The organism is Luteimonas fraxinea (assembly GCF_021233355.1).
Classification (GTDB): domain Bacteria; phylum Pseudomonadota; class Gammaproteobacteria; order Xanthomonadales; family Xanthomonadaceae; genus Luteimonas; species Luteimonas fraxinea.
Window position 1 is genome coordinate 3,351,637 of sequence record NZ_CP089507.1, and the last position, 24,784, is coordinate 3,376,420.

Here is a 24,784-nt window from a genome sequence, read left to right on the forward strand (position 1 = left end):
AGCATTCACACATGAGAAATCCGCCGCCAGACTCCGACCTGCACGCCCTGATGACGCAGTTTCCGCGCGTCGGACGCGTGGACTGGATCGGCTTGCGGCCGGCCCGTGAGGTGCCGATCCGCGCGGTCGACAGCGCTGTCGCGGTGACCGGCATCGGTCTCGAAGGCGATCGTTACACCGGCGGCAGCGGCAAGCGCGGCGTGACCCTGATCCAGGCCGAGCATCTGCCGGCAATCGCCGCGCTGAGCGGCCATGCCGAGGTCACGCCGGTGACGCTGCGCCGCAACCTCGTGGTCTCGGGCATTCCGCTGATCGCGCTCAAGGGGCGGCGTTTCCGCGTCGGCGATGTGCTGCTCGAAGGCACCGCGCCCTGCGATCCGTGTTCGAAGATGGAGGCGGCGCTCGGCCCCGGCGGTTACAACGCGATCCGCGGCATGGGCGGCCTATGCGCGCGCGTGATCGAGGGTGGCGCGCTGAAGATCGGTGACGCGGTCGAATGGGTGGACGCATGAGTACGCGCGGCCACTGCATCCTCTCGCACGGGTTCGAAAGCGGCCCCGATGCCTCCAAGGTCACCGCGCTCGCCGAGGCCGCGGAACGCCTGGGCTGGAGCCACGAGCGCCCGGACTTCACCGATCTCGACGGCAAGCGCGACGTCAGCCCGCTCGGGGATGTCGCCGCGCGCATCGAACGGCTGCTGCGGCTGACCCTCGATGCCGCCGCGCGCGGACCGGTGGTGCTGGCCGGTTCCAGTCTCGGTGCGTGGATCGCGGGGCATGTCTCGCTGCAGGTGCCGGTCGCCGGCCTGTTCCTGATGGCGCCGCCCGTGCGCCTCGACGCCGCGCATCCGCTGCAGGCGGCCGAGGTGCCGCTGTCGGTCGTGCACGGCTGGGACGACGAACTGATTCCCGCCGCCGATGTCGTCGGCTGGACCTGCGCCCGCCGTGGTCGGCTGCTGCTGGTCGACGACAATCACCGTCTGACCGCGCATGTGGACGCGTCGGCGGATGCATTCGCGGCCTTGCTGCGGTCGATCTGAAGCGCGAAAAGCTGATGTCCGCATCCACGTCTTCCAGAACCATTTTCGTCATTCCGGCGTAGGCGGGAATCCAGTGCCTTGATCGGCACACATCGCTCGGCCAGCACGTCAAGACACTCGATTCCCGCCCGCGCGGGAATGAGGGAGTCGACACGTCGGCCTTCAAACGTACGACCCAGGTCCCCATGAAATTTTTCGCCAGCTGCCCCAAGGGCCTCGAATATCTGCTCGTCGACGAGCTGCTCGCACTCGGATGCGCGCACGCCACAGCGACGACCGCCGGCGCCAATGTCGAGGGCACCCTGCATGACGCGCAACGCGCGGTGCTGTGGTCGCGCCTGGCCAGCCGCGTGCTGTGGCCGATCGCCGACTACGCCTGCGAGGACGAGGACGCGCTCTACGCCGGCGCGCGCGCGATCGACTGGACCGCGCATCTCGACGCGACCATGACGCTGGCGATCGATCCGCATGTCTCGGGCAGCGCGATCACCCACGCGCGCTACGCCGCGCAGCGGGTCAAGGACGCGATCGTCGACGGCTTGCGCGAAGCGACCGGTGCGCGGCCGGACGTCGATGTCGAATCGCCGGATCTGCGCCTGAGCCTGGTGGTGCGCAAGGGCCGCGCGATCCTGTCGGTCGATCTCGGCGGTGGCCCGCTGCATCGTCGCGGCTGGCGTCGTGCACAGGGCGAGGCGCCGTTGAAGGAAAACCTCGCGGCTGCAGTGCTGATGCGCGGCGGATGGCCGGCGCTCTACACCGAAGGTGGCGCGCTGCTGGATCCGATGTGCGGCAGCGGCACGCTGCTGATCGAAGGCGCGCTGATGGCCGCCGATGTCGCACCGGGCCTGGCGCGTGATGGCGGTGCGGCGACGGCTGGCCGTGCGCCGAGCCGCTGGCGCGGGTTCGACGTCGCGCACTGGGAAACGCTGTGCGAAGACGCCCTCGCGCGCGAACGGACCGGCCGTCAGCGCCTGCGCGCCGTGTTCTTCGGCCGCGATCTCGACCCGCACGCGATCCACGCCGCGCGCGAGAACGCGACGGCCGCCGGTCTGCGCGAGGCGATCGAGTGGCAGATCGGCGACATCGCCACCCTGCAGGCACCGGTGCCGCCGGCCTCGCAGGAGGACGCCACGCTGGCGGAATCGGTGAAGCGCGGCCTCGCGGTCTGCAATCCGCCCTACGACGCGCGCCTTGCCGCCGACCCGGCGCTGTATCGCACGCTCGGCAATGCGCTGGGACGCGCGGTGCCCGAGTGGCGCGCGAGCCTGCTGTGCGGCGACCCCGAACTCGCACACGCCACCGGCCTGCGCGCGAAGAAGAAGTACCAGGTGTTCAACGGCGCTATCGAGTGCAGCCTGATCGTCTGCGATCCGGTACGGCTGCCGCAGCGCGCCGTCAGCGAGACAGCGGAAGAGCTCGGCGAAGGCGCGACGATGGTCGCCAACCGTCTGCGCAAGAACCTGCGCAAGTTCAAGACCTGGCGCGAGAGAGAGGGCGTGACCTGCTACCGCGTCTACGACGCCGATCTGCCGGAATACGCGGCCGCGATCGACGTCTACATCCAGTCCGAAGCGGATGTCAGCGCCGAAGGCACGCCACTGTGGCTGCACATCCAGGAATACGCAGCGCCGGCCGAGATTCCGGAGGACGTGACGCGGCGCCGCTTCGGCGATGTGCTCGCCGCTGCGCGTGACGTGTTCCGCATTCCGCGCGAGCGCATCGCGGTCAAGACACGTTCGAAGGGCAAGGGCGGCAGCAAGTACGGCCGGTTCGATGCGCGCCACGAATTCCTGCTGGTCGACGAAGGCCGCGTGCACCTGCGCGTGAACCTGTTCGACTATCTCGACACCGGCCTGTTCCTCGATCACCGGCCGATGCGTCTGCGCATTGCCGACGAAGCCGCCGACACCCGCTTCCTCAACCTGTTCGGCTACACCGGCGCGGCCACCGTGCATGCGGCCGGCGGCGGCGCGCGCACCACGACCACAGTCGATCTGTCGGGCACATACCTGCAGTGGTGCGCCGACAACCTCGGCGCGAACGGCTACGGCGGCGCGAAGCATCGCCTGGTGCAGGCCGATGCGCTGCAGTGGCTGGAAGCCGAGACGGCGCAGTACGATCTGATTTTCTGCGACCCGCCGACGTTCTCGAACTCGGCGCGTGCCAAGGATTTCGACATCCAGCGCGAACACGTGCGCCTGCTGGAAGCCGCGGTCGCGCGGCTCGCGCCGGGCGGCGTGCTGTATTTCTCCAACAACTTCCGCCGTTTCAAGCTCGACACCGAAGCTGTCGCCGCTTTCGCGCACGTCGATGACATCAGCCCGGCGACGATTCCGCAGGACTTCGAACGCAACCCGCGCATCCACCGCGCCTGGCGCATCACCGCGCGCTGAAGCGTCGGCTCGGGCCGCCACGTTCCGGGCTGATTCGAGCCCCTCTCCCCTTGGGAGAGGGGTTGGGGTGAGGCCAAGCGGGTTGCAACGGTCGCTCTCCGCGCGCGTAAGCTTTATCGACATTCGACCGTCCGCGCTGCTCCCACCGTCGTCCTGTCCCCACAGAAACCTCCGTTCCACCCGCGCGCGTAGAAACCACCCATCGCGCCCGCATCGTGTCAGCACACCCGACAGGAGCCGCCCGATGACCACCACCGATGCCGTCCGCATCATCCGCCACCTGCGCGGCATGCCCGCCAGCGACGGTGCCGGGGTGAAGCTCACGCGCGTGATCGGCAGCCCGCAGCTGCCCGATCTCGATCCGTTCCTGATGCTCGACGAGTTCGGCACCGACCGCGCTGAGGATTACCTCGCCGGCTTCCCCGAACATCCGCACCGCGGCTTCGAAACCGTCACCTACATGCTCGACGGCCGGATGCGCCACAAGGACAACCACGGTAACGAGGGCCTGCTGGTGCCGGGCAGCGTGCAGTGGATGACCGCCGGTCGCGGCCTCGTGCATTCGGAGATGCCCGAACAGGAGGCAGGCCGCATGCGCGGCTTCCAGCTGTGGGTGAACCTGCCGGCGAAGGACAAGATGACCGCGCCGAAGTACCAGGAATTCGCACCCGAGCGCATTCCAGTTGTGCAGGCAGGTGAAGGTGTGTCGGTGAAGGTGATCGCCGGTGTCGTCGACGGCGTCAGCGGACCGATCGCGCAGCCCGCGACCGATCCGCTCTATCTCGACATCACGCTCGCTCCCGGTGCCGCCTGGCGTTACGCGCTGCCCGAAGGCCACAACGCATTCGCTTACGCCTTCGAAGGCGATGCGCGCGTGGGCGAGGGCAACGACGCGCGTCCGCTGTCGTCGCAGGAACTCGCCGTGCTCGGCGGCGGCGCGCAGTTGATTCTGGAAGCCGGCGATACAGGTGCGCGATTGATCCTCGTCGCAGGTCGGCCGCTGCGTGAGCCGGTCGCCCGTCATGGACCGTTCGTCATGAACACCCGCGAAGAACTGATGCAGGCGTTCGTTGATTTCGAGCAGGGCCGGTTCTGATGCGCGCCGTACTCTGACGCGATCGTCGACGGCGGGCCAATGAAGTCATCACCGTCACTCCGACCGACGCCGGAGGTGCTTCATAACAGAGGATCGCGCTGGTCATCCAGCGCCTTGGACGCCCGAAGCAGTGAACGCGCTGCGGAACTGTCGGATATCAGCTTACGTATGCGACGTCACTGGATAGCCGCACGTTGCTGTGGCGCAGCTCGTGCTTTCGCCACGACGACAGCTGACACTTAGGAGTCGAGGCAGTTGCCGTTAGGCGATGCAAGTCCTACTTGCTGCCGAGCCGCACATCCGAAAAATGCAGCGACTCGGCATCGTGCAACGAGCGCGTCAGGCCGGCCTCGTCCCGCGCGCGCACGATGATGTGCGCGTAGTCGCCTGACGGCAGTTCCAGCAGCGTCTCGCGCACCATCGCGCCGGTCAGTTCGTTGTCCGGCGCGTGCCACCACGTGCGGGTGCCGTCGATGGTCACGCGATCACCCACGCGATCGTTGCGGCGCGGCTTGAAGGTCGCGTTGCGCCCCACGGTCACCGCGAAGGCCTGTTGACCACTGGCGATGTCCATCGCCCGGCAGAACACGAAGTCGGGCCCGGGCTGTACTTCCCAGCGCACTGTGGCCTCGGGCGGCAGTTGCGGGCATTCGGTGGCGGTCTGCGCCTGTGCCGTCCCCGCACAGAGCAGCGCGCCCAACAGCGCAAGCGGTCGGATCGAAAGCATCGTCATGGTCCCCTGTGACTCAGCCTTCGACCATACGCCTGCATCCGTGCTGCGGCGCGGCAGCGATTGTGACAACCGTCACCGTTCCGGAAGCGGAATGAACTCCGGATCGCCCGGCACCGTGCCGAAGCGACCCGCACGCCAATCGTCCTTGGCCTGCTCGATCCGGTCTTTCGAAGACGACACGAAGTTCCACCACAGGTGACGCGGTCCATCGAGCGGTTCGCCGCCGAACAGCATCGCCTTGAGCGGCGTCTTCGCGCGCAGCTTGGCGACCGCGCCTGCATCCAGCACAGCAAGATGGCGCGGCGGAATGTCCGCACCGTCGAGTTGCGCCTCGCCTTCGAGCACGTAGAGCGCGCGCTCGGCATGCGAAGGGGGGATCAAAATTTCGGCGTCCGGCTCGAGATCCAGCGCCACGTTGAGCGTGTCGGCGAACACGCGCACCGGCGATTCCTCGCCGAAACCACGACCCGCGATCACTCGCACCCACGCGCCATCGCGGCGGAACTGCGGCAGCGTCGACGCGGCATGGTGATGGAACTCCGGCGCGGTTTCCTCGTACGTCTTCGGCAGTGCGACCCAGGTCTGCATACCGTGCAGCGGGTGCTCGCCTTCGCGCAGCGATTGCGGCGTGCGCTCGGCATGCGCGATGCCTCGACCGGCCGTCATCCAGTTCACGTCGCCCGCGGTGATGTCCTGCGAGTAGCCGAGCGTATCGGCGTGATGGATCGTGCCCGACCACAGGAACGTCACCGTCGCCAGGCCGATATGCGGATGCGGCCGCACGTCCACGCCGGCGCCCTTCTCGAAAATCGCAGGGCCCATGTGGTCGACGAACACGAACGGCCCCACGCTGCGCGCCTGCAGCGTCGGCACCGCGCGGCGCACCTCGAACCCTCCGAGATCGTGGGTACGTGGATTGATCAACAAGGTCATGGCGCGGCTCCGACGGCGGCGAGGGCAGGGCGCCAGCATGCCAGTGGCATCGCCTGCGCGGCCTATGGTCAGCGGGACGATCCGTTGCGGCTGGCAGCGGGTGAGCGTCGGTTGGAGGAGTCGGCAATGGCTGTGCTGCACGAGCTGAGGCAGAGCGTCGATTCGTTCGGTCCTGGCACCTCTCCCTATGGGAGAGGTCGACGCGCGAAGCGTGTCGGGTGAGGGACCACTCCGCGCGGGTGGCTCTTCAGTGACTCACGGACCAACCAGCCCCACACGCCAGGCCGCCAGCTTCGCCTCGAACCCAAGCGCTGCATGTGCCGGACTCGTCGACGGCAGTCGCAAAAGATCGGGCACGACGTCCAGCGTCGGCAGCACATGCCGCCGGAACAGCGACTCCGCGGCCGCGCCGTTGAACCGGATACGCTCGATGCCCGGATAGCGCGCCAGCAGTCCACCGATATCGTTCGGCACTACGCTGCCCGCCTCGATGCGCGCATCAAGGCTTCCGGGACGCACGCATTCCCCAGCCACGTCCCACAGCGCCACGCCACACGCTGTCAGCCGCGCAAGCCGCGCGTCATACGACAGCGCCGGATCGAATCCGAACAGCGTTCCGACAATCGGCCAGAACAGATTCCGCGGATGGGCGTAGTAGCGATCTGCATCAAGCGACGCCACGCCCGGCATGCTGCCGAGTACCAGCACACGAGCACGGTCGTTGGCCACCGGCGCAAAGCTGCGGATCAAGGATCCGGTCATCCGGCCAACCGTCCACAGCAGCCGCAATACAAGACCATGCCCGCACGATCTCCAAGAACAGAATGCTGTCGCACGCACGACTCCCCGCAAAGCGCGGCCATCGTAACGGTGATCCAGATGCATCGCTGTCGAAGCAGGCGGGTCGCGCATCCGGCGTAAGCCTCGGCTTGACTCGGAAAGATCGGGTGACGCAAGCGCGCGTCTGAACGAACTAAGTGCGCACAGCACCCCTGGCCGCCGGGAACGATCTCGGCGCACATCATCGCGCCGGAGAACACATCACAGCGCTAGAAGGTGAGCAAAGCTGCAGTGCGCGGCTAGGCGTCGCGAGACTCCGATGGTGGCAATGGTTGGCGTCGGAACGCGTAGATCAACCACCCAAATCCGAACGTAATCAGGCTTGGCCCGACGCCGAAACCAAGAATAAGCGAGGGGAACCCTGGCTGCCTTTCAACCACCAAGTTGTACAGCACCCATAGGACGACCGCTGTCCCAGCGATCAAGCACGTGAAGCCCAGGAGAGCCTGCGGAACACCCAACAAGATGCCCAGTATGCGTAATGCTGGACTCGGGTCTTCAGCCGCGCGCAACTCGGCACCGACATCGAGCCAGTACATGATTGCCAAAATCATCGCGGCAATGAATGTGAAGAAAAAGACGTCCGAGTGCATGTGCCTCAGTGCCAAAACTGACAGCACCATGGCCGCGAAAGCTGAGAGAAGTTTTCTGAAGGCGAGTCTCATCGGTCCAACGCCTGAGTTAAGCCGCGCTGCGAAGCGGCGTCGGCTTTGACGAACTGTTAGGCCTCACTCCGGCAGGCCCGAGGCTTGCGGCTTGAGCGATTGACGGCCGCACGGAATACGGCGCATGCCACTAACAAGCCAAGTGCCACCGCGGACATGACAACTGCAGGCAAGAGCCATGGCGGGGAGCCTTCTGCTGCTGCGATCAGGCGCGGCGCAGCGATGATTCCGACGATGGCGCCCGCTAGCGCGAGCACGTACACCAGTAGCGAGCGACGTGGTGAAAGTTTTTGGCTGTTACTCATAAGCCGAGAATGCTCCTGTGAGGCCTAACGCCTGAATTAAGGCGTGCTGCGAAGCGGCGTCGGCTTGAATGAATTGTTAGCGCGCACTGCCGCACCGTGCATGTTGCGGTGTAAAAGACTCAAGCCTCACGAAAGCTGGCTTGCCCTCAAACTCGAGCGGCTCAGGGATAACTGCTACTTGGTACTCAGCTAGAGTGTCGAATAGGCAGTTAGTACATTCCCGAGCAGCCAGAACTCGCAGGCGAGTGCCGGCCGCGAGTGGGAGGAGAAACGTCCTTTCCGGACCGCTGAATCCTGGATTCCAGATAGACACGTAGTCCGTCTTCTTGTCTTTCTCAAGCTTCGTTGCAACCCCATGGGCACGAATGGCTACAAGCAACTCACATGTGTCCCCGATAAGGTCGCGGTACTTAGGGGTTCCAGAGGTGTCCTTATATGTTTGCTTCATATCGCAACCAAGGAGCGAGATGGCGGCGATAAGTGCCACAAACGACCGAGATTGTTTCATGTTCGCACTAACACTAGAGTTCAGCGGCGTTGTAGCGGGATGGGGACGAGGTGGCAAGCTCTACCTGCCGTCTGGGCCGCAGACCGATGCAACGTCGGCTGCAACGACTCGTTAGGCACCAGCTAGTCCACCTGCGAGCAGCAACTAAGCTCACATGAACCAACTGAAGTGTGTGTGGCTTACATAGCTACCCATGTGCAGCGAAGCTCGTTTCCCGCGAACGATCAGATAGAACGCAGGCATTCGCGGATCGCGGCCGTCGTATCGAAGGACCATGCTTCTTTGAAACCTGAAAGCTTCTACCGTCAACCCGGCATTGACATGCACCCATTCGTTCGAGCCCGGTGTTTCGGCACGAACTATGGTGACACACGTTTCAGGTTGCCGGCGAGGTGGATGCTCACATGTCCCGATGCCGATATCGATGGAGTAGCCGTTTCCGTCTCCGAAGTAGAGCGAATGAGATGCTCGGGCGCTACCGGAGATCAGAGACAGCAAGATCGCGATGATCCCGAAAACCCGAGTCACGATGAATCTCTCTCCGTGTGCCTGACGGCTGAATTAAGCCGTGCCGCAAAGCGGCGTCGGCTTGAATAAATTGTTAGAGGGGCAGCCTACGTGGCGTCGTGGCTGATTGCCAGGCTGCCGACGAACCACAGGTACGCGGCTGCTGTGACAGTAAGCAGGGGCAGCGCGCCGATCCAGCGCCACCGAAGGGCCAAGACCGAAGGGGCAACTAGGGCGACCGTGACGATGAGTCCAGCCAGTGGAAGTACCTGGCGAGTTGCGATGATTCAATGCCGGGGATGCCTGCCACAAAATATGAGGCCGCAAAGAGAAAGAAAGCAGAAAGGCCTGCGGCTGACGCCTTGAGCTTACGGTTCGGCGTCGCAGTGAGAGCGAAACCGGGAGGATAGCGGTGAGCGCGATGAGTCCGGGAATACCTTGTTCCGCGGCAAAGAGAGTGTGGTCCCAATCCATAACTGTCACTGCCCCTAACGCAAGAATTAAGCGTACCCGCGAAGCGAATTCGGCTCGAATTAATTAATAGGGCGTATCGCGACTACCGAGATGTTGCGCGAAACGAATCAGGTAGCCATCCGGGTCCTGGACGAGGAACTCGCGCTGCCCTTTTTTAAATTGGATGCGGCCGAGTACCACGTGTCCTTGACTTCTCGAAAGATGGTCACGCCGGAAGCCAGCAAGGCAGATCGGACTGCATCGGCATCCACGACTCCGATCTGGAAGTTAACGCCTCGCCCAAGCGGGCGATCAAGAGGGGTGACATTCCATCCGCGCTCGTGTTGTTGTTCAAGCATCAGCTGAGCTTGCCCGAGTTCGAGGTAGGCAAATGGGGGTTCGTCTCGCTGAAATCGAACAGAAAAGCCGGCAGTTGTGTAGAAGCGAAGTGAGGTTTCAATCCGGTCCACCGTGAGTTCGGGTACGAGAGGGTTCCAGTAAGGTTCTTCGGGCATGTGAGAGTCCGTGGATAATTGTGCGGCCTGACGCCTAAGTTAAGCCGAGACGCGTAGTGGAGCGAAGCGCATAGCAAGCTGTACCTTCCATGTGCTTTGCGGAACGAGGCGGCTTCAGCTTGAACGCATTGTTAGACCGCGCCGCCAGAAAGCCTGACCCAAGACTGCCGAAGCCCCATAAGATGGACGATGCCAATCAATAGGCAGATTGAAGAACTCACGGCCCAGAACGTCATGCTGTTCCCGGGGAAGTAAGCCATGGCCGGCGCGAATGCGATGCCACGAACAATGTAGATGGCGGTGATCACGGAGAGAGCGGTACGCCGCAACGGTAACTTGCGAATCAGACCGGCGCCGGAGAGAGCGTAGGCGCTCCACCCAGTGAGAACGCTGGCAATGATTAGGGTAACGACGGTGGGGTACCAGTGACCGGCCAAGTGCAGCTGCGCCATTTGCTCTCCGGCCCCCAAGAGCCGAAACAGCGGAGCGCCCACCACCAGGCACGCTAAATGCATCAGCGCAGCGAGGCCGCTGAGGGCGCCGCCGAATACCAGAAGCTTGTTTGTTGGACTGGCCATGTTGCTCCCCTGCGGCCTAACGCTTGAATTAAGCCGTGCCGCGAAGCGGCATCGGCTTGAATGAATTGTTAGGGCGCAGGCGACGATGCCACGCCAAGGAAAAGCACACGCCAACGCTGGCGAAAACAAGGTGCAGCCCCCATGCCCGTGAACAGTACCACTCCCAGTTGATGGGGTAGTTGGAGAGCACGAAGAGCCCGAGCCAAACCCCAACTGGGCCGGATACGGCCCCAACAAGAAGGCGAACCGCCAACGAACGGTTGCCACGCAACGCGAGTTGGAAAGGCACCGCAACGGCGAACAAAAACATCGCGGTGAGAACAATGCCGACCACCGCAGCACCCAACGTGTCTAGCGAAGGTCTAAACGGCCATGTGCCAGGAAAAAAGAGCAGCGCCCAAGCCGCGAAAGCGCATGACCCAAGTAGTGCCGATTGGACAATGAAGAACCGAACAAGCTTCATCTGCGCCCTAACGCCTGAGTTAAGCCGCGCCGCGAAGCGGCGTCGGCTTGAATGAATTGTTAGGCCCCGGCCGAGCAACCTTGACCTGCCCCTCTAGAGTAGGACCGCGGAGAGTTGCAGTCTGGTTTGGACGGGAGAACAGAATACGTGCGTCCCGGAATTCTCCGCCGTCAATGAGCCTTGCAGTACCAAGTGCGACTGCATCTTTCTGACCCGGAGTGCGGTACACAAGCTCCCGGTGAATGTACTGAACTGGAAAGATGACACCGCCGCCTGAAGAAACGTACTCCAAGAGGAACAGCGTAAGTTCTTGGCCGGCGCCAAGCTCGGCAACGATGCCTGACGTGAGTGGGGGAAGCTCGTGGAAGTATTCGCTGTCAGGAGTTGCCATAGTGCTTTCCCGGGGGCCTAACGATTGAGTTAAGCCGTGCCGCGAAGCGGCATCGGCTTGAATGAGTTGTTAGACGCGCGCCTGCAGACGTCAAATCCCGACGCTTCTTGCCAAGCAGCGTCAAGGAAGTTGGACATGCAGTCTCCACTCAGGCGAACACTCAGCGTAGCCGAGCTGATTTGAGTACTCAGAGATGTAACTGTAGCCATGGCCGCGCTGCGAAAGATCAAGCAAGAACGCGCAGAAGGCCTCCAGAACCTCCGCACTACCGCGCATCCTGAGAATACTTCGCTGCGTCCAATCAATCATTGTTGGATAGGAATCATCCTGGTTCTGAAGCGAGGTGAAGAGCTCCGGTTGGTTAGGATCTTTTGTGATCTCAATGCCGATGCGCGAAGACGTCTGAAGCATTTCTGGCTCTCCGCTGCTGATGGCTGATCGCAACTGTCGGGCGAATGACTCGTAGTCAGACGGACTACCACGCACCACAAAGTCATCGATGAGGCCGTTGGAGCGATGCATCTGTCGATGTTCGAGATCAATCATTCGCGCGCCTAACGCCTGAATTAAGCCGCGCCACGAAGTGGCGTCGGCTTGAATGAATTGTTAGGGCGCATCCTTGGATAAGCCGTGCTTATGCGCCCAATCTTGAGTCCAACCATAGAGCTTCAGGTGATGGACCTGCCTGCAGCCGGAAGACTGCTCTTGCAGCAACATTGACTCTGTAAGCTCCGCGCCACCCCATGACTCGCTAAAGAGATGGCTGTCTTCACACTCGCCTTTTTCGACGCGCTGACGCAAAGAAGAGATCGCTTTCTCAAGGGCTTCGAGGCCGGCCAAGTCTGCGTGCAGGTAAACCACATCTCCCGACTGTTCTGCGACGATGCTCAGCATTTGGTCTCCAAGATCGCGAATGCGCCCTAACGCCTGAATTAAGCCGCGCCGCGAAGCGACGTCGGCTTGAATGAATTGTTAGCCCGCGGCGCGCTACCGGGGATAGCTTTCCTCATAAGGATGATCTCCGGCTGTACCGAGCCACGGTGTAAGTGATGACAATGGTCTTTCTGACGCTGTGAAAGAGACATTGATGTTGTCCTGTGTGCACCGCGCTGGGTGGCGATTGCCGCTATGAACTATGTTTCCAGTAACTACTACCTGAAGGGCACTGCCTTTTTGGGTGATGTTGATCTGGCCGCGTTCGATGGTGCCGGAGCAGGCAGCATGCGGCCATGCTGAGCTACCTTTTGTGTGCACCACGACCACCGAATCGTCAATGGCAATAGCACCTGGGTCTGGCCCTGAGTTCTTGAACCAGATCGTCAACTTCTCAAACACTTCATCGTCCACCGTAAGCGCCCCACCTGGGGAATAGAAGCGGTGAGCAACAACCGTGCCTTGTCCAGATGACAGCCTATGAGCAAATAACCCCATCTCGGAGCGGTCTAGTGCAGCTACATTCTCGGGTCGCACGCCCAGTTCAGAAAGATAATCTGGATCTGCTAGCACAGCATTATGGACGAAGAATCCATCGTTCCGCGCCTTGCCCTGACCCATGACCGTGCAGGAGGACAAGAACGAAGCGATTAAGAAGACGGCGGCGTGCTTAGTCATGAGCGGGCTAACGCCTGAATTAAGCCGTGCCGCGAAGCGGCATCGGCTTGAATGAATTGTTAGGCGACAAACCTTGCAACTACGAACGCGCCGACTGAGAAGGCTGCCAGCAAACCGTAGAAGTTAAGAATGTGCCACCGATTGCGATTGCCGAGAATAGAGAAGACACGAGGCACCGACGGATACTGGAGCTTGCGACCAAAACTGTGGTGGTAGCCAGAAAGTAGATCTGGTGCTGCTGAGTCGGCCAAGTACCTGTCGATGCGCGCGGAGATATCTGTGGTGTGTTGAATCGCCGTGTCTTGAAACGACTTGTAGATGAGTTCTAAGTAGATGAAGGCAACAAGCAAAGCCAAGTTGGAGAGTGCAATCAGGTCTTGGCCTTGCGACACAGAGAAAGCGATGACAGCCGATGACGTAAGAAGTGCCCAGTTCTTGATCTTGAAGATGTGGTCATCGCACTTGTCGATGAATCCAAGTGTCTGGGCGAAATCTTCTTTCAGAGCTTCGATTGGCTGCATTTGTCGCCTAACACCAGAATTAAGCCGACCCGCGAAGCGGGTTCGGCTTGAATGAATTGTTAGCCGTCAACTCGGACGGTACCCGTCAAACTCCCACAGCAACTCGTGATTGAGAACTTGGGCAACCTCCTGCCAACTCGGACGGGAAGCGTGCGCAAGCAGACGATCGACCGCACGCTCTACCTGAAGCCAAGAGAAAGAGTCAACCACGAGTGTGCCGCGTCCCCAGCCAAACATCTTCGACTCTGCCAAAGCACTTGGTGTGGCAACAGCAAAAGAGAAGTCATCTCCGGCCTTACCGGAGCTAGGCCCAATCTTAGCTAGCACTTGGACAAAGCAATGCCTTGGATCCGGAGGAAGCTCTCCGGGAGCAAGATCGGAGCTAGAGAGACTGAGTAGTTTGGGAAAGATCATTGACGGCTAACGCCTGAGTTAAGCCGTGCCGCGAAGCGGAATCGGCTTGAATGAATTGTTAGGTGTCATTGGCATTGATGCCAGAACGAGCGCCTATGCAGAGAAAGATTAGTCCCGCGACTGAGGCGGCGATGGCCCCCAATTTGCTGATACCAATATGGGTGTGAAGTTGCCAAAGGACTAAGCCAGCCACAAGAGCGAGCGCTCCCAACGTTGTCCAAGCCCCAATTGGCCCGTTGTCGATCTGGCAGAAACGCCCGTCATCGCGGTTTATCCATCTCCGAAGCCTCGACAGACTCTGCATTTGACACCTAACTAGTATTCGACCGCGGATGTGGGGTGTTGTACCGAGTATGCGTTGCAGTCGGCTCGTTCGCCAAGCGGGGATTTCCGACTTGAGATCAATGGCTTGTCGCAATCCTCCAGGCTGTAGCCCGGTCTAGCCTGCCTGCGTTATCCGGCGCAGTGAGGCGCGACGTGTTATCCGACGAAAGTGAGGTGGTAACAGGGGTGGTCGCTGCGCCCCGCTTGCTGGATCAAGTCCGTGCGTGTTGTCGGGTACGGCATCTGAGTCTGCGCACCGAACAGGCATATGTCGGTTGGATCCGACGTTTCATTCTGGCCAACGGCAAGCGGCATCCGCGGGACATGGACGGGCATGATGTCTCGGCGTTCCTCACGGTGCTGGCCACGAGGCATCGGGTTGCGGCGGGTACGCAGAACCAGGCGCTGGCGGCGCTGCTGTTTCTGTATCGGGACGTGCTGGGCGTCGAATTGCCGTGGATGGATGCGGTCATCCGGGCAAAACGGCCACGGCGAGTGCCGGTGGTGCTGTCCGTGGATGAGGTGCAGCGCCTGTTGCTGGCGATGGAGGGACGCACCGCGCTGCTGGCCGGTCTGCTGTACGGCACGGGGATGCGCCTGATGGAGGCGCTGCGGCTGCGGGTGAAAGATGTCGATTTCGCGCAGCGGCAGATCGTGGTGCGTGAGGGAAAGGGCGGAAAGGATCGCCATGTGCCGCTGCCCGAGCGTCTGGCGCCTAGTCTGCGCGACGAGATCGCACGTGCGGGACATGTGCACGCGGGTGATCTCGAGGCCGGTCATGGCGCGGTCTGGCTGCCGTACGCCCTGGCACGCAAGTATCCCGGGGCGGCGCGTGAGCGTGGCTGGCAGTACGTGTTTCCTGCGCAGCGGCTGTCGCGTGATCCACGCGACGGCATGATCCGCCGCCATCATCTCGACGAATCGGTGCTGCAGCGTGCTGTGCGTAGCGCACGGCTGCGCGCTGGCATCCTGAAACCTGCGAGTTGCCATACGCTGCGGCACTCGTTCGCGACGCATCTGCTGGAAGCGGGTCAGGACATCCGGACGATCCAGGCCCTGCTGGGCCACAAGGATCTGTCGACGACACAGATCTACACCCATGTACTCAATCGGGGCGGGTTGGGGGTTCGCAGTCCGTTGGACCGGCTGCCAGCGGCATGACAGCTGCGCGGATCCCGGGTGTGGGACTCGGCATCGCCGCCGCGCTGGTACTGGGTGCGATCGCCTGTCTGCAACTACCCGTATTGCCGCCCCGGTGGGTGATGGCACTTGGGCTTGCGATCGGGTTTGCGGCATGGATTTGGCAGCGCGGTGTCGGACGCGCGGTTGGCGCGTTTCTGTTCGGTGCCGCGCTGTGCGGGCTGCACGCGGCATACGCCTTGTCCATCCAGTTGCCGGCGTCGATGGAGCGGGGCGATTTCGTGGTGAGCGGGCAGATCGCCGGGTTGCCGGTGCATGAGCCGCAGCGCACGGCATTTCTGTTTCGCGTTGCCGATGACGACCCGGTGCCGAAACCCTTGCGCGGTCGGCTGCTGCGTCTGTCCTGGTACGACGATCGGCGCGAGGGAACAGATCTTCGGCGGCATGCGCTGCACGCCGGCAGCGACTGGACACTCACCGCGCGGCTGCGTGCGCCGCGCGGGCTGCGCAATCCGGGTTGGTTCGATGGCGAGAAACGGGCGATGGCGCAGCGGGTCACGGCGGTGGGCTATGTGCGCAGTGCCGAACCGGTCACGCGTCTCGATACGGGCGGCGGCGTGGACCGGTGGCGCGAGCGGGTCGCGACGCGGATCGATGCGGTCGTCGAGCGCGACAGTGCGCGCTATGTGCGGGCGCTCGCGATCGGTGATACGCGCGGGCTCGGCGATCTGGACTGGGAGGCATTGCGCGCGACCGGGCTGACGCATCTGATCGCGATTTCCGGTTTCCACGTCGGCATGGTCGGTGGTTTCTTCGCGCTGGTCGCCACCGGTATGTGGTGGTGCCTGCCATGGCTCGGCCGCTGGCTGCCAAGACCGCAGGCGGCGGCGATCGTCGCGTTGCTGGCGAGCACGGTCTACGCGGCGGTTGCCGGATGGGAGCTGCCCACCGTGCGCACGGTGCTGATGATCGGCGTGGTCGTGATCGCGCGGTTGGCGCGACGGCATCTGCGCATCGCCGATTCGCTGGCCTATGCCGCCATCGCTGTCGTGCTGGTCGATCCGATGTCGGTGCTGTCGGCGGGCTTCCGGCTGAGCTTCACCGGCGTCGCGTGGCTGGTCTGGTGCCTGCCCGATGCGCGTGAGTTGTCGAAGCTGCGCGGCCTGCTGGCCTCGCAATGGGTCGCGACCATCGGCCTGTTGCCACTGACCGTGATCCTGTTCGGGCAAGCCTCGCTGGCCGGGCCGATCGCCAATCTCGTCGCGATTCCGTGGTGGAGTCTGGTCGTGGTGCCGCTGGCGCTTGTCGGCACCGGGCTGGAGGCGATCCACAGCGGCGCCGGCGACTGGGCCTGGCGCAGCGCGGCGTGGGCGTTCGATCTGAGTTGGCCGCTGTTCGACTGGCTCGCCGCGAGTCCGATTTCGCTGTGGTGGCTGCCCGAGCCGCACTGGCTGGCGCTGCCGTTCGCACTGCTGGCCGCGTTCTGGATGCTGTTGCCGCGCGGGGTGCTGGGGAAATGGCTGGCGACCCTGCTGTGGTTGCCGCTGCTGTGGCCGGATCGACAGCTGCCCCGCGAGGGCGAAGCCGAGCTGGTTGTTTTCGATGTGGGGCAGGGCCTGTCGGTGCTGATCCGCACCGCGCATCACGCGGTGCTCTACGACACCGGCCCGGCGATACCGGAGGCCTATGACGCTGGCGAACGCGTCGTGGTGCCGGCGCTGCACGCGCTGGGCGTGCGGCGACTGGACGCGATCGTCGTCAGCCATGGCGATGCCGACCATGCGGGCGGATTCGGTGCCGTGCAGCGACGCTTTGCCGCGCCGGTGGTCTTCGCGCCGCAATGGGATCGTGTGCCGGGCGCATCGCCATGCCTGATGGGGAGTGCCTGGCGGATGGACGGCGTGACGTTCCGCTTCCTGCATCCCGACCTGCACTTCCCGGCGTTCCGCAATCCGTCGAGCTGTGTGCTGCGGGTCGAGACCGCACATGGCGCGGCACTGCTGCCGGGCGACATCGACGATCTGGTCGAACGGCTGCTGGTCCGGCGCGATGCCGCCTCGCTCGCAGCCGATGTCGTGATCGCCGCGCACCACGGCAGCCGCAGTTCGTCCGATCCCGCATTCGTGCGCGCGTCCGGCGCCGCGGTCGCGATGATGTCGGCCGGTCACGGCAATCGCTTCGGGCATCCGCATGAGGAAGTCGTCGAGCGCTGGTCGAAGGCGGAGACTGCGGTGGGCAGCACCGCGGGCGGCGGGGCGACCCGGTTCCGGCTGCAGGCCGGTGGACTGGTGGTCACGCAGGAACGCGTGCGCCGGCCGCGCTTGTGGGATGCCGCGCTGCAGGCCGAGGCGCGGGCCGGGGCGGCCGGGCAGGCTGGGCTATCCTATTCCCCGGATTGAACCGGCCATCGGCCGAAGGGGTTGGCGTGCTCGAACTGGTGAAGGCTGGCGGCTGGCCGATGCTGCCCTTGCTGCTGCTGTCGGCATTCGCGCTGGCGATCATCGTCGAGCGGTTCTGGGCGCTGCGCCGCAAGGCGGTGTTGCCGCCGGGTCTGGGCGAGGAAGTCCGTGCCTGGGCCGCGCGCGGCACGCTCGATCCCGCACACATCGAATCGCTACGCGGCACTGCGCCATTGGGCGCGCTGCTGGCCGCCGCGCTGGACGTGCGCAACCGGCCGCGCGAGGAGATCCGCGAGCGGGTCGAGGATGTCGGCCGGCATGTCGCGTTCCGCATGGAGCGCTATCTCAATGCGCTGGGCACGATCGCTGCTGCCGGTCCGCTGCTAGGCCTATTCGGCACGGTGGTCGGCATGATCCAGATGTTCATGGGCGTCATGGACCACGGCGTGGGCGATGTGAACCAGCTCGCCGGCGGCATCGGCAAGGCGCTGGTGTGTGCAGCCGCGGGCATGATCGTCGCGGTGCCGGCGTTGATGTTCCATCGCCATTTCCGCGCGCGCATCGACGGTTACATCGTGCAGATGGAACACGAGGCGATCGCGCTGATGGATGTCATCGATCCGCGCAACCGCCGCGGCGCGCAGGTGCAGGCACCGGTGCAGGGCTGACGCATGCGCATCCGCGACCGCCGCGCCGAGGACAATCCGGAACTCAACCTCGTGCCGCTCATCGACGTGATCCTGGTGCTGATCATCTTCTTCGTGATCACGACCACCTTCGATGCGCGCTCGGTGCTCAAGCTCGAACTGCCGCAGGCCAACGGCGAGCGCAACGATGCGCAGGACGGCACGCTGAGCCTGCTGATCAATGCCGACGGCCGTTACTTCGTCGACGACCGCGAGGCGCTGCGCACCGATGTCGAATCGCTCAAGCGCACGATCGCCGAGGTCGCGGGCGACGACCGCGAACGCACCGTGCTGCTGCGCGCCGACGCGCGCACCCCGTGGCAGGCCGTCGTGACCGCCTACGACGCGCTGGGCCAGCTCGGTTTCAAGCGCATCGCGAATGCGACCGCGCCGCAGACGGCCGCAGTGCCATCTGCCGCCACGCAAGAGGAATGACATGAGTACCGTTGTGGACAAGGCGCAGGATGACGCGCCGACGCCGGGACCCGCGCGCGCCGATCGCGCGTGGCCGGTCTACCGCAGGCTGCTGAAGTTCGCCACCGACTATCGCGGCCTGTTGTCGGTCGCGCTGATCGGCATGCTGATCGAAGCGGCCGCCGGCGGCGCTTTCACCAAGATGATGGAGCCGATCATCGACGAGACCTTCGTCGGCGAGAACTCGGGCGTGAACCTGTGGTTGCCGGCGGCGATTATCGGCCTGTTCGTCATGCGCGGCATTGCCGGTTATCTGGCCGACTACAACATGGCCAAGGCCGGCCGCGGCATCGCCCGCGATCTGCGCGTGCTGGTGCTGGGCAAGTATCTGCGTCTGCCGGGCATGCGTTTCGATGCCGAGCCGGTGCCGTCGATGCTGGTGCGTCTGGGCTCGGATTCCGACCAGGTCTCGCAGGCTGCCGTGGACGCGGCCAAGGTGATGATCCAGCAGTCGCTGCAGATCATCGCCTCGCTGATCGTGATGCTGTGGACCAGCTGGCAGGTGACGCTGACGATCCTCGTGATCGCGCCGCCGCTGTCTTGGATCATGGGCAAGGTCGCGCGGCGCTACCGCCGCGTCAGCCACAACATCCAGGACAGTTCGGCGCTGCTGCTGCAGGCGGCCGACCAGTCGCTGAGCAACCAGCAGGAAGTGAAGATCTATGGCGCGCAGGCGGCCGAGAACGCGCGCTATCGCGCAGTCGCCGATGTGCACATGCGGCTGAACCTCAAGGTCGAGGCCACGCGTGCGATCTCCTCGGCGGTCGTGCAGCTGATGGGCTCGGTGGGTCTGGCGCTGCTGATCGTCATCGCGGGTTACGAAGCCTCGCAGGGACGTCTGACTGCCGGCGGTTTCGTCGCGCTGATGATCGCGATGATGGCGATCATTCCCGCGCTCAAGCAGCTGACGAACGTGCAGAACATGCTGCAGCGGGGCGTGGCCTCGGCCGAGCGCCTGTTCGAGATCCTCGATTCTGACGACGAGCGCGACACCGGTTCGCGGCCGCTGGCGCGTGCGCGCGGCGAGATCGAGTTCCGCAACGTCGGCGCGCGCTATCCGGGCCAGAATTCGCCGGCGCTGGAGGGGGTCAGCTTCACCGCGAAGCCGGGCACGGTGACCGCGATCGTCGGTCGCTCGGGCAGCGGAAAATCGACGCTGATCAAACTGATTCCGCGCTTCTACGCGCAGGCCGAAGGCGAGATCCTGCTCGACGGCCATCCGATCGACGATTACAAACTGTCCGACGTGCGCCGGCAGATCGCGCTGGTCGGCCAGCAGGTGATGCTGTTCGACGACACCGTGGCCGCGAACATCGCCTACGGCGAGATGGCCGGCGTGTCGCCCGAAGCGCTGGACGCGGCAATCCGCGGCGCGAACGCGATGGAGTTCATCGAGAAGCTGCCCAAGCAACTCGAAAGCGGCATCGGCAGTCGCGGCGGTCGCCTGTCGGGCGGCCAGCGCCAGCGCCTGGCGATCGCCCGCGCGATGCTCAAGGATGCGCCGATCCTGATCCTCGACGAAGCCACGGCTGCGCTCGACACCGAGTCCGAACGTCTCGTGCAGGACGCGCTCGAACATCTGATGCCCGATCGCACTACGCTGGTCATCGCGCATCGCCTGTCGACGATCGAACACGCCGACCAAGTGCTGGTGCTCGATCACGGCCGACTCGTCGAACACGGCACGCACCAGCAGCTGCTCGAACGTGACGGTCTGTACGCCCGCCTGCATCGCATGCAGTTTCGCGAGGGCGACGCTGGATGAAAGCGCCGCGGTACTGGTTCGACGGCAGCCGTCCGCCGCTGCATGCGCGCGCGCTCGCCCGTGTCTACGGCGCGGCGTCGCGATTGCGGCTGAAGTTCGTGCGGCCGCGCAAGGTGTCGAAGCCCGTGCTGGTGATCGGCAACCTGATCGCCGGCGGTAGCGGCAAGACGCCGCTTGCGATCGCGATCGTCGCGCGTCTGCAGGCTGCGGGCTGGACACCGGGCGTGGCGAGCCGTGGCTACGGCCGTGACGAGGCTGGCACACCGCGCTGGGTCGAGTCGGTGACCGATCCAAAACTCGCCGGCGACGAGCCCGTGCTGATCGCCGCGCGCACCGGCGCGAAGGTGCGCGTGGATGCCGATCGCGTCGCGGCTGCCAAGGCCTTGATCGCCGCCGGCTGCGACATCGTGGTCTGCGACGACGGTCTGCAGCATTACCGGCTGCGCCGCGATGTCGAGATCGAAGTGATCGACGGGCTGCGTCGCTACGGCAACGGCTTGCTGATTCCGGCTGGCCCGATGCGTGAACTGGCGACGCGCAGCGCCGATGTCGATTTCCGCGTGCTCAATACCGGCAGCGCGACCGATGTCAAAGCCGAATTCGGCGAGTGGCCGATGCGCCTGGTGACCGGCCAAGCGCTGCCGCTGGCCGGTGGGCGCGCATTGCCGCTGTCGCGTTTCTCCGGCCAACGCGTGCACGCGGTCGCCGGCATCGGTGATCCCGAACGCTTCTTCGCGACGCTGCGCAGTCACGGCATCGCGATCGTCCCGCATGCTTTCGCCGACCATCACCGCTACACCGCCGAAGACTTGCGTTTCGGCAGCGATCTGCCGGTGCTGATGACCGAGAAGGACGCGGTGAAGTGCATGCGCTTCGCCGGCGAACGGCATTACAGCGTGCCGGTGTCGGGGGAATTGCCCGAGGCGTTCTGGATCGCGCTGTTGGACCGGTTGTCCAACCTGCGCTGATCAGGGGGCGAGGAGGCTCGACTTGAACCCCTCTCCCTCGGGAGAAGGGTTGGGGTGAGGAAGACGCTCGCGATATGTCATATCTGCGCGCCGCTTTTTACGCGATGGGTTTCGCTGCGCTCTACCCATCCTACGGACAACGCGCCGACCGACCAGGTTCGCTTCGAGCCCCTCTCCCCCTGGGAGAGGGGTTGGGGTGAGGGCAGACGCTCGCGAGATGCCGTACCTGCATCGCCGTCCATGCGATCGGTTTCGCTTCGCTCCACCCACTCTGCGATCCGCCGAGTTGGCCTTCGCGCTCGCGTCGCGAGGCGCCCCACAGCCCCGCGCACCGCGATCTGTGACAATCCCCGCATGAGCACATCCACCGGTTTCGTCGTCGCCATTCCCGCGCGTTACGCGTCCACACGCTTGCCGGGCAAGCCCCTGCAACTGCTCGGCGGCGAACCGCTGGTGCTGCATGTCGCGCGGCGTGCGCTGGCGGCCGGGGCAGGCGAGGTCTGGGTCGCGACCGACGACACCCGCGTGCGCGACGCACTGGCCGGCACCGCGGTGCAGGTGGCGATGACGTCGCCCGATCATCCGTCCGGCACCGATCGTCTGGCCGAGTGCGCCGCGCTCGCCGGTTGGGACGACACGCGCGTGGTCGTGAACCTGCAGGGCGATGAGCCGTTCGCGCCGGTCTCGGGCATCCAGGCAGTCGCCGAGCTTGCATCGCAACAAGGCGTGGATCTCGCGACGCTGTGCGTGCCGGTCGAGGATGTCGAGACGTTGCTCGATCCCAATGCCGTCAAGGTCGTGCGCGGCGCGCAGGGCGATGCGCTGTACTTCAGTCGCGCGCCGGTGCCGTGGCCGCGCGATGCGTTCGCGCGCAGCCGCGATGTGATGCCCGAGGGCGACTGGTGGCGGCACATCGGCATCTACGGCTATCGCGTCGGCTTCCTGAAGCAGTTCGCGGCGATGCCGCCGGGGCGGCTGGAACAGATCGAAATGCTCGAACAACTGCGCGTGCTCGAGGCCGGGCACCGCGTGGCGGTCGGCATCGCGGCCGAGTCGTTCCCGCCGGGCGTCGATACGCCCGAAGACCTCGCCCGCGCCGAAGCGCGTCTGGCGGCTGGCGGATGACCCGCCTGCTGGTGGTGTGCCTCGGCAACATCTGCCGCTCGCCGGTGGCCGAAGGTGCGTTGCGCGCGCGGATCGAGGCGGCGGGCCTGCGCGATGTCATCGAGGTCGATTCCTGCGGCACTGGCGACTGGCATGTCGGCGATCCGCCGGACCCGCGCGCGATCCGCAGCGCCGCCGCGCACGGCGTCGACATCGCCGGCCTGCGTGCCCGCAGGCTCGACGACGCGGATTACCGCGACTTCGACGTGCTGCTGTGCGCCGACGCCAGCACCCTGCGCATCGTGCACGAGCGCCAGCCGGCCGATGCCACCGGCGAAATCGCCCTGTTGCTCGACTGGGCCGGGCAGGGCAGCGGTGACGTGCCGGACCCGTACACGGGCGACGCGGCGGGCTTCGAATCGGTCTGGCAAATGGTCGATGCGGCGGCCGAAGCGGTCGTCGCGCGGCATCGACGCGGCGCCCCGGCCGTTCGCGCATAATCCGGCCATGACCGACGCCGTGACCGCACCCGAGTTCCCGGCCAGCCTGGAGTGGCTGAACCTGACCGACCCGCTGCGCATGTCGCAGCTGCGGGGAAAGGTGTGTGCGCTCGCGTTCGTGAATCTCGCCTCGGCCTGGTCGCAGCAGCGTCTGGCGGATCTGGGTCATCTGCGTGCGCGGCATCGCGAACGGCTCAATGTCGTCGCGGTGCACGTACCGCGGTTCGATGCCGAGCGCGAATCACGCCGCAGCAGCAAACGCGCGCATCGCCAGCACGTCGAGTTTCCGGTCGCCCACGATCCGGACTGGACGCTGTGGCAGCACTACGGCATCGAAGCCTGGCCGACGGTCGTGCTGATCGATGGCGAGGGCCGGGTGCGCGAACGCATCGTCGGCGAAGGCGGCATCCGCGAACTCGATGCACGCGTCAGCGCGCTGGCGGCCGAACTCACCCCGCACGCGGTCAACGGCGATCCGATCCGCATGCGTCGCAGCGGCGAACCGCCGTTGCCGTTGCGCTTTCCGGTCGGCCTCGCGCTGTCGGGCAATTTTCTCTATGTCGCCGACAGCGGCCATCACCGCGTGCTCGAATGCGACACCAGCGGCCGCGTGCTGCGGCAGTTCGGCAGCGGCAGTCCCGGTTTCATCGACGGGCCGATGGAACTGGCTGCGTTCACCCGGCCGCACGGCATCTATGTCGAACGCGATGTGCTCTATGTCGCCGACACCGGCAATCACGCGGTGCGGCGCATCGAACTGCGCAGCGGTGACATCTCGACGATCTGTGGTGCGGGCCGTCCCGGCATTACCGCCGAGGGCGCGCTGAGCGATCCGCGCGCCGTCGCGCTCGACCAGCCGCGCGACATCGTGCTGGCCGGCGACAAGCTCTACATCGCCTGCGCCGGCGACAACCGCATCTGGCGGCTCGATCTCGGCCGTTCGACGATCGAACTGCTGGCCGGCAACGGCAAGCTCGCGGTGATGGATGGCAGCGGGTCGATGGCCTCGTTCGGTGAACCGGTATCGCTGGCCTGCGTGCAGCAGACGCTCTACGTCTGCGATGCCAGCGGCTCCGCGATCCGCAGCGTGCACACGCGCACCGGTGCGGTCTCGACGCTGGTGGGCCAGGATCCCTGGCAGTTCGGCCGCGTCGACGGTCCGCGTACCGACGCCCGCATGCAGCATCCGCAGGCGCTCGCGCTCGAACCCGATGCGCCGGTGCTGTGGATCGCCGATGCCGGCAACGACAGCCTGCGTCGTCTGCGGCTGGGCGGCGGCGAACTGACTTCTTTCGATCTGCCGCAGCGCCTGCATGCGCCCGGCGGTCTGGCGATCGGCAGCGATGCGGTGTGGATCGCCGATACCGATGCGCACGCCGTGCTGCGGCTCGACCCCGTCAGCGGCGCCGTGCGGCACGTTCCGATAGGCGAATGACCGGGCCGCGCAAGACAAGCGGCG

23 protein-coding genes and 1 pseudogene are annotated in these 24,784 nt (G+C 64.7%); 13 read left to right on the plus strand and 11 right to left on the minus strand.

Features of this window, described 5'->3' with window-relative positions; genetic code table 11:
- The first annotated feature begins 11 nt into the window (after positions 1–11).
- The 4 genes from LU699_RS15090 to LU699_RS15105 all read left to right on the plus strand — a co-directional run bounded on the left by LU699_RS15090 (position 12) and on the right by LU699_RS15105 (position 4,528).
- The gene (locus LU699_RS15090; RefSeq protein ID WP_232136064.1) at positions 12–512 is read left to right on the plus strand and encodes an MOSC domain-containing protein; all 501 of its coding nucleotides are present in this window, start codon (positions 12–14) and stop codon (positions 510–512) included.
- Positions 509–1,039: an alpha/beta hydrolase gene (locus LU699_RS15095; RefSeq protein WP_232136062.1), complete on the plus strand. Its 531-nt coding sequence runs from the start codon at positions 509–511 to the stop codon at positions 1,037–1,039. Before LU699_RS15090 ends, LU699_RS15095 begins: the two co-directional genes overlap by 4 nt.
- 185 nt (positions 1,040–1,224) lie before the next feature.
- On the plus strand, positions 1,225–3,432 hold the full coding sequence (gene rlmKL, locus LU699_RS15100) for a bifunctional 23S rRNA (guanine(2069)-N(7))-methyltransferase RlmK/23S rRNA (guanine(2445)-N(2))-methyltransferase RlmL (RefSeq protein WP_232149971.1): 2,208 nt from the start codon (positions 1,225–1,227) through the stop codon (positions 3,430–3,432).
- A 244-nt stretch (positions 3,433–3,676) separates the two neighbouring features.
- The gene (locus tag LU699_RS15105; RefSeq protein ID WP_232136058.1) at positions 3,677–4,528 is read left to right on the plus strand and encodes a pirin family protein; all 852 of its coding nucleotides are present in this window, start codon (positions 3,677–3,679) and stop codon (positions 4,526–4,528) included.
- Positions 4,529–4,805: 277 nt separating this feature from the next.
- On the opposite strand, the gene LU699_RS15110 is transcribed toward LU699_RS15105, so the two are convergent.
- The 11 genes from LU699_RS15110 to LU699_RS18460 all read right to left on the minus strand — a co-directional run bounded on the left by LU699_RS15110 (position 4,806) and on the right by LU699_RS18460 (position 13,965).
- On the minus strand, positions 4,806–5,255 hold the full coding sequence (locus LU699_RS15110) for a hypothetical protein (protein WP_232136056.1): 450 nt from the start codon (positions 5,253–5,255) through the stop codon (positions 4,806–4,808).
- Between the two features lie 78 nt (positions 5,256–5,333).
- Complete coding sequence (locus LU699_RS15115) at positions 5,334–6,194, minus strand: pirin family protein (protein WP_232136055.1); 861 nt, start codon at positions 6,192–6,194, stop codon at positions 5,334–5,336.
- Positions 6,195–6,449: 255 nt separating this feature from the next.
- The gene (locus tag LU699_RS15120) at positions 6,450–6,956 is read right to left on the minus strand and encodes a DNA-deoxyinosine glycosylase (protein WP_232136054.1); all 507 of its coding nucleotides are present in this window, start codon (positions 6,954–6,956) and stop codon (positions 6,450–6,452) included.
- Positions 6,957–7,273: 317 nt separating this feature from the next.
- Positions 7,274–7,699 (minus strand): hypothetical protein, encoded by a 426-nt coding sequence (locus LU699_RS15125; RefSeq protein ID WP_232136053.1) that lies wholly within the window; start codon positions 7,697–7,699, stop codon positions 7,274–7,276.
- A 1,901-nt stretch (positions 7,700–9,600) separates the two neighbouring features.
- Positions 9,601–9,987: a VOC family protein gene (locus LU699_RS15130; RefSeq protein ID WP_232580227.1), complete on the minus strand. Its 387-nt coding sequence runs from the start codon at positions 9,985–9,987 to the stop codon at positions 9,601–9,603.
- 131 nt (positions 9,988–10,118) lie between these two features.
- Positions 10,119–10,565, minus strand: a complete 447-nt coding sequence (locus LU699_RS15135; protein WP_232136051.1) for a hypothetical protein — start codon at positions 10,563–10,565, stop codon at positions 10,119–10,121.
- A 974-nt stretch (positions 10,566–11,539) separates the two neighbouring features.
- A complete protein-coding gene (locus LU699_RS15140) occupies positions 11,540–11,965 on the minus strand; it encodes a hypothetical protein (RefSeq protein ID WP_232136050.1) in 426 nt (141 codons plus the stop codon).
- Between the two features lie 60 nt (positions 11,966–12,025).
- Positions 12,026–12,313 (minus strand): Imm32 family immunity protein, encoded by a 288-nt coding sequence (locus LU699_RS15145; protein ID WP_232136049.1) that lies wholly within the window; start codon positions 12,311–12,313, stop codon positions 12,026–12,028.
- A 93-nt stretch (positions 12,314–12,406) separates the two neighbouring features.
- The gene (locus LU699_RS15150; protein ID WP_232136048.1) at positions 12,407–13,030 is read right to left on the minus strand and encodes a DUF4240 domain-containing protein; all 624 of its coding nucleotides are present in this window, start codon (positions 13,028–13,030) and stop codon (positions 12,407–12,409) included.
- A 59-nt stretch (positions 13,031–13,089) separates the two neighbouring features.
- Positions 13,090–13,551 carry a hypothetical protein gene (locus tag LU699_RS15155; protein WP_232136047.1) on the minus strand — a complete coding sequence of 154 codons (462 nt, stop codon included), beginning with the start codon at positions 13,549–13,551 and terminating at the stop codon, positions 13,090–13,092.
- Between the two features lie 66 nt (positions 13,552–13,617).
- A complete protein-coding gene (locus LU699_RS18460; protein ID WP_425491210.1) occupies positions 13,618–13,965 on the minus strand; it encodes an Imm8 family immunity protein in 348 nt (115 codons plus the stop codon).
- Positions 13,966–14,442: 477 nt separating this feature from the next.
- Between LU699_RS18460 and LU699_RS15160 the strand changes: the two genes are divergently transcribed.
- From LU699_RS15160 to LU699_RS15200, 9 genes and pseudogenes are all read left to right on the plus strand, one after another.
- On the plus strand, positions 14,443–15,450 hold the full coding sequence (locus tag LU699_RS15160) for an integron integrase (RefSeq protein WP_269781287.1): 1,008 nt from the start codon (positions 14,443–14,445) through the stop codon (positions 15,448–15,450).
- Positions 15,447–17,961 (plus strand): annotated as a pseudogene (locus LU699_RS15165) (DNA internalization-related competence protein ComEC/Rec2); the annotation flags it as partial. The gene LU699_RS15160 and the pseudogene LU699_RS15165, both read left to right, overlap by 4 nt.
- Positions 17,855–18,496, plus strand: coding sequence for a MotA/TolQ/ExbB proton channel family protein (locus LU699_RS15170; RefSeq protein ID WP_232136182.1), 642 nt, complete (start codon positions 17,855–17,857; stop codon positions 18,494–18,496). The pseudogene LU699_RS15165 and the gene LU699_RS15170, both read left to right, overlap by 107 nt.
- Positions 18,497–18,499: 3 nt before the next feature.
- Positions 18,500–18,949, plus strand: a complete 450-nt coding sequence (locus tag LU699_RS15175; RefSeq protein ID WP_232136041.1) for an ExbD/TolR family protein — start codon at positions 18,500–18,502, stop codon at positions 18,947–18,949.
- A 1-nt stretch (position 18,950) separates the two neighbouring features.
- A complete protein-coding gene (gene msbA, locus LU699_RS15180) occupies positions 18,951–20,753 on the plus strand; it encodes a lipid A export permease/ATP-binding protein MsbA (RefSeq protein ID WP_232136040.1) in 1,803 nt (600 codons plus the stop codon).
- Positions 20,750–21,721: a tetraacyldisaccharide 4'-kinase gene (gene lpxK / locus LU699_RS15185; RefSeq protein ID WP_232136039.1), complete on the plus strand. Its 972-nt coding sequence runs from the start codon at positions 20,750–20,752 to the stop codon at positions 21,719–21,721. Before msbA ends, lpxK begins: the two co-directional genes overlap by 4 nt.
- 354 nt (positions 21,722–22,075) lie before the next feature.
- Positions 22,076–22,846: a 3-deoxy-manno-octulosonate cytidylyltransferase gene (gene kdsB / locus LU699_RS15190; RefSeq protein WP_232136038.1), complete on the plus strand. Its 771-nt coding sequence runs from the start codon at positions 22,076–22,078 to the stop codon at positions 22,844–22,846.
- Positions 22,843–23,325, plus strand: coding sequence for a low molecular weight protein-tyrosine-phosphatase (locus LU699_RS15195; protein WP_232136037.1), 483 nt, complete (start codon positions 22,843–22,845; stop codon positions 23,323–23,325). The genes kdsB and LU699_RS15195 overlap by 4 nt, the downstream gene beginning before the upstream one ends.
- Before the next feature lie 7 nt (positions 23,326–23,332).
- Positions 23,333–24,760: a thioredoxin-like domain-containing protein gene (locus LU699_RS15200; RefSeq protein WP_232136036.1), complete on the plus strand. Its 1,428-nt coding sequence runs from the start codon at positions 23,333–23,335 to the stop codon at positions 24,758–24,760.
- The last annotated feature ends 24 nt before the right edge of the window (positions 24,761–24,784 follow it).

What these genes read in the sequence shown, in the direction of transcription:
- LU699_RS15145 (WP_232136049.1), bottom strand. Translation starts at nt 12,313, where the DNA reads ATGCTGAGCATCGTCGCAGAACAGTCGGGAGATGTGGTTTACCTGCAC.
- LU699_RS15120 (WP_232136054.1), bottom strand. Translation starts at nt 6,956, where the DNA reads ATGACCGGATCCTTGATCCGCAGCTTTGCGCCGGTGGCCAACGACCGT.
- LU699_RS15150 (WP_232136048.1), bottom strand. Translation starts at nt 13,030, where the DNA reads ATGACTAAGCACGCCGCCGTCTTCTTAATCGCTTCGTTCTTGTCCTCC.
- LU699_RS15115 (WP_232136055.1), bottom strand. Translation starts at nt 6,194, where the DNA reads ATGACCTTGTTGATCAATCCACGTACCCACGATCTCGGAGGGTTCGAG.
- LU699_RS15125 (WP_232136053.1), bottom strand. Translation starts at nt 7,699, where the DNA reads ATGAGACTCGCCTTCAGAAAACTTCTCTCAGCTTTCGCGGCCATGGTG.
- LU699_RS15090 (WP_232136064.1), top strand. Translation starts at nt 12, where the DNA reads ATGAGAAATCCGCCGCCAGACTCCGACCTGCACGCCCTGATGACGCAG.
- LU699_RS15105 (WP_232136058.1), top strand. Translation starts at nt 3,677, where the DNA reads ATGACCACCACCGATGCCGTCCGCATCATCCGCCACCTGCGCGGCATG.
- LU699_RS15155 (WP_232136047.1), bottom strand. Translation starts at nt 13,551, where the DNA reads ATGCAGCCAATCGAAGCTCTGAAAGAAGATTTCGCCCAGACACTTGGA.
- kdsB (WP_232136038.1), top strand. Translation starts at nt 22,076, where the DNA reads ATGAGCACATCCACCGGTTTCGTCGTCGCCATTCCCGCGCGTTACGCG.
- msbA (WP_232136040.1), top strand. Translation starts at nt 18,951, where the DNA reads ATGAGTACCGTTGTGGACAAGGCGCAGGATGACGCGCCGACGCCGGGA.
- LU699_RS15135 (WP_232136051.1), bottom strand. Translation starts at nt 10,565, where the DNA reads ATGGCCAGTCCAACAAACAAGCTTCTGGTATTCGGCGGCGCCCTCAGC.
- LU699_RS15175 (WP_232136041.1), top strand. Translation starts at nt 18,500, where the DNA reads ATGCGCATCCGCGACCGCCGCGCCGAGGACAATCCGGAACTCAACCTC.
- LU699_RS15140 (WP_232136050.1), bottom strand. Translation starts at nt 11,965, where the DNA reads ATGATTGATCTCGAACATCGACAGATGCATCGCTCCAACGGCCTCATC.
- LU699_RS15200 (WP_232136036.1), top strand. Translation starts at nt 23,333, where the DNA reads ATGACCGACGCCGTGACCGCACCCGAGTTCCCGGCCAGCCTGGAGTGG.
- LU699_RS15130 (WP_232580227.1), bottom strand. Translation starts at nt 9,987, where the DNA reads ATGCCCGAAGAACCTTACTGGAACCCTCTCGTACCCGAACTCACGGTG.
- LU699_RS15095 (WP_232136062.1), top strand. Translation starts at nt 509, where the DNA reads ATGAGTACGCGCGGCCACTGCATCCTCTCGCACGGGTTCGAAAGCGGC.
- LU699_RS15110 (WP_232136056.1), bottom strand. Translation starts at nt 5,255, where the DNA reads ATGCTTTCGATCCGACCGCTTGCGCTGTTGGGCGCGCTGCTCTGTGCG.
- lpxK (WP_232136039.1), top strand. Translation starts at nt 20,750, where the DNA reads ATGAAAGCGCCGCGGTACTGGTTCGACGGCAGCCGTCCGCCGCTGCAT.
- LU699_RS18460 (WP_425491210.1), bottom strand. Translation starts at nt 13,965, where the DNA reads ATGATCTTTCCCAAACTACTCAGTCTCTCTAGCTCCGATCTTGCTCCC.
- rlmKL (WP_232149971.1), top strand. Translation starts at nt 1,225, where the DNA reads ATGAAATTTTTCGCCAGCTGCCCCAAGGGCCTCGAATATCTGCTCGTC.
- LU699_RS15195 (WP_232136037.1), top strand. Translation starts at nt 22,843, where the DNA reads ATGACCCGCCTGCTGGTGGTGTGCCTCGGCAACATCTGCCGCTCGCCG.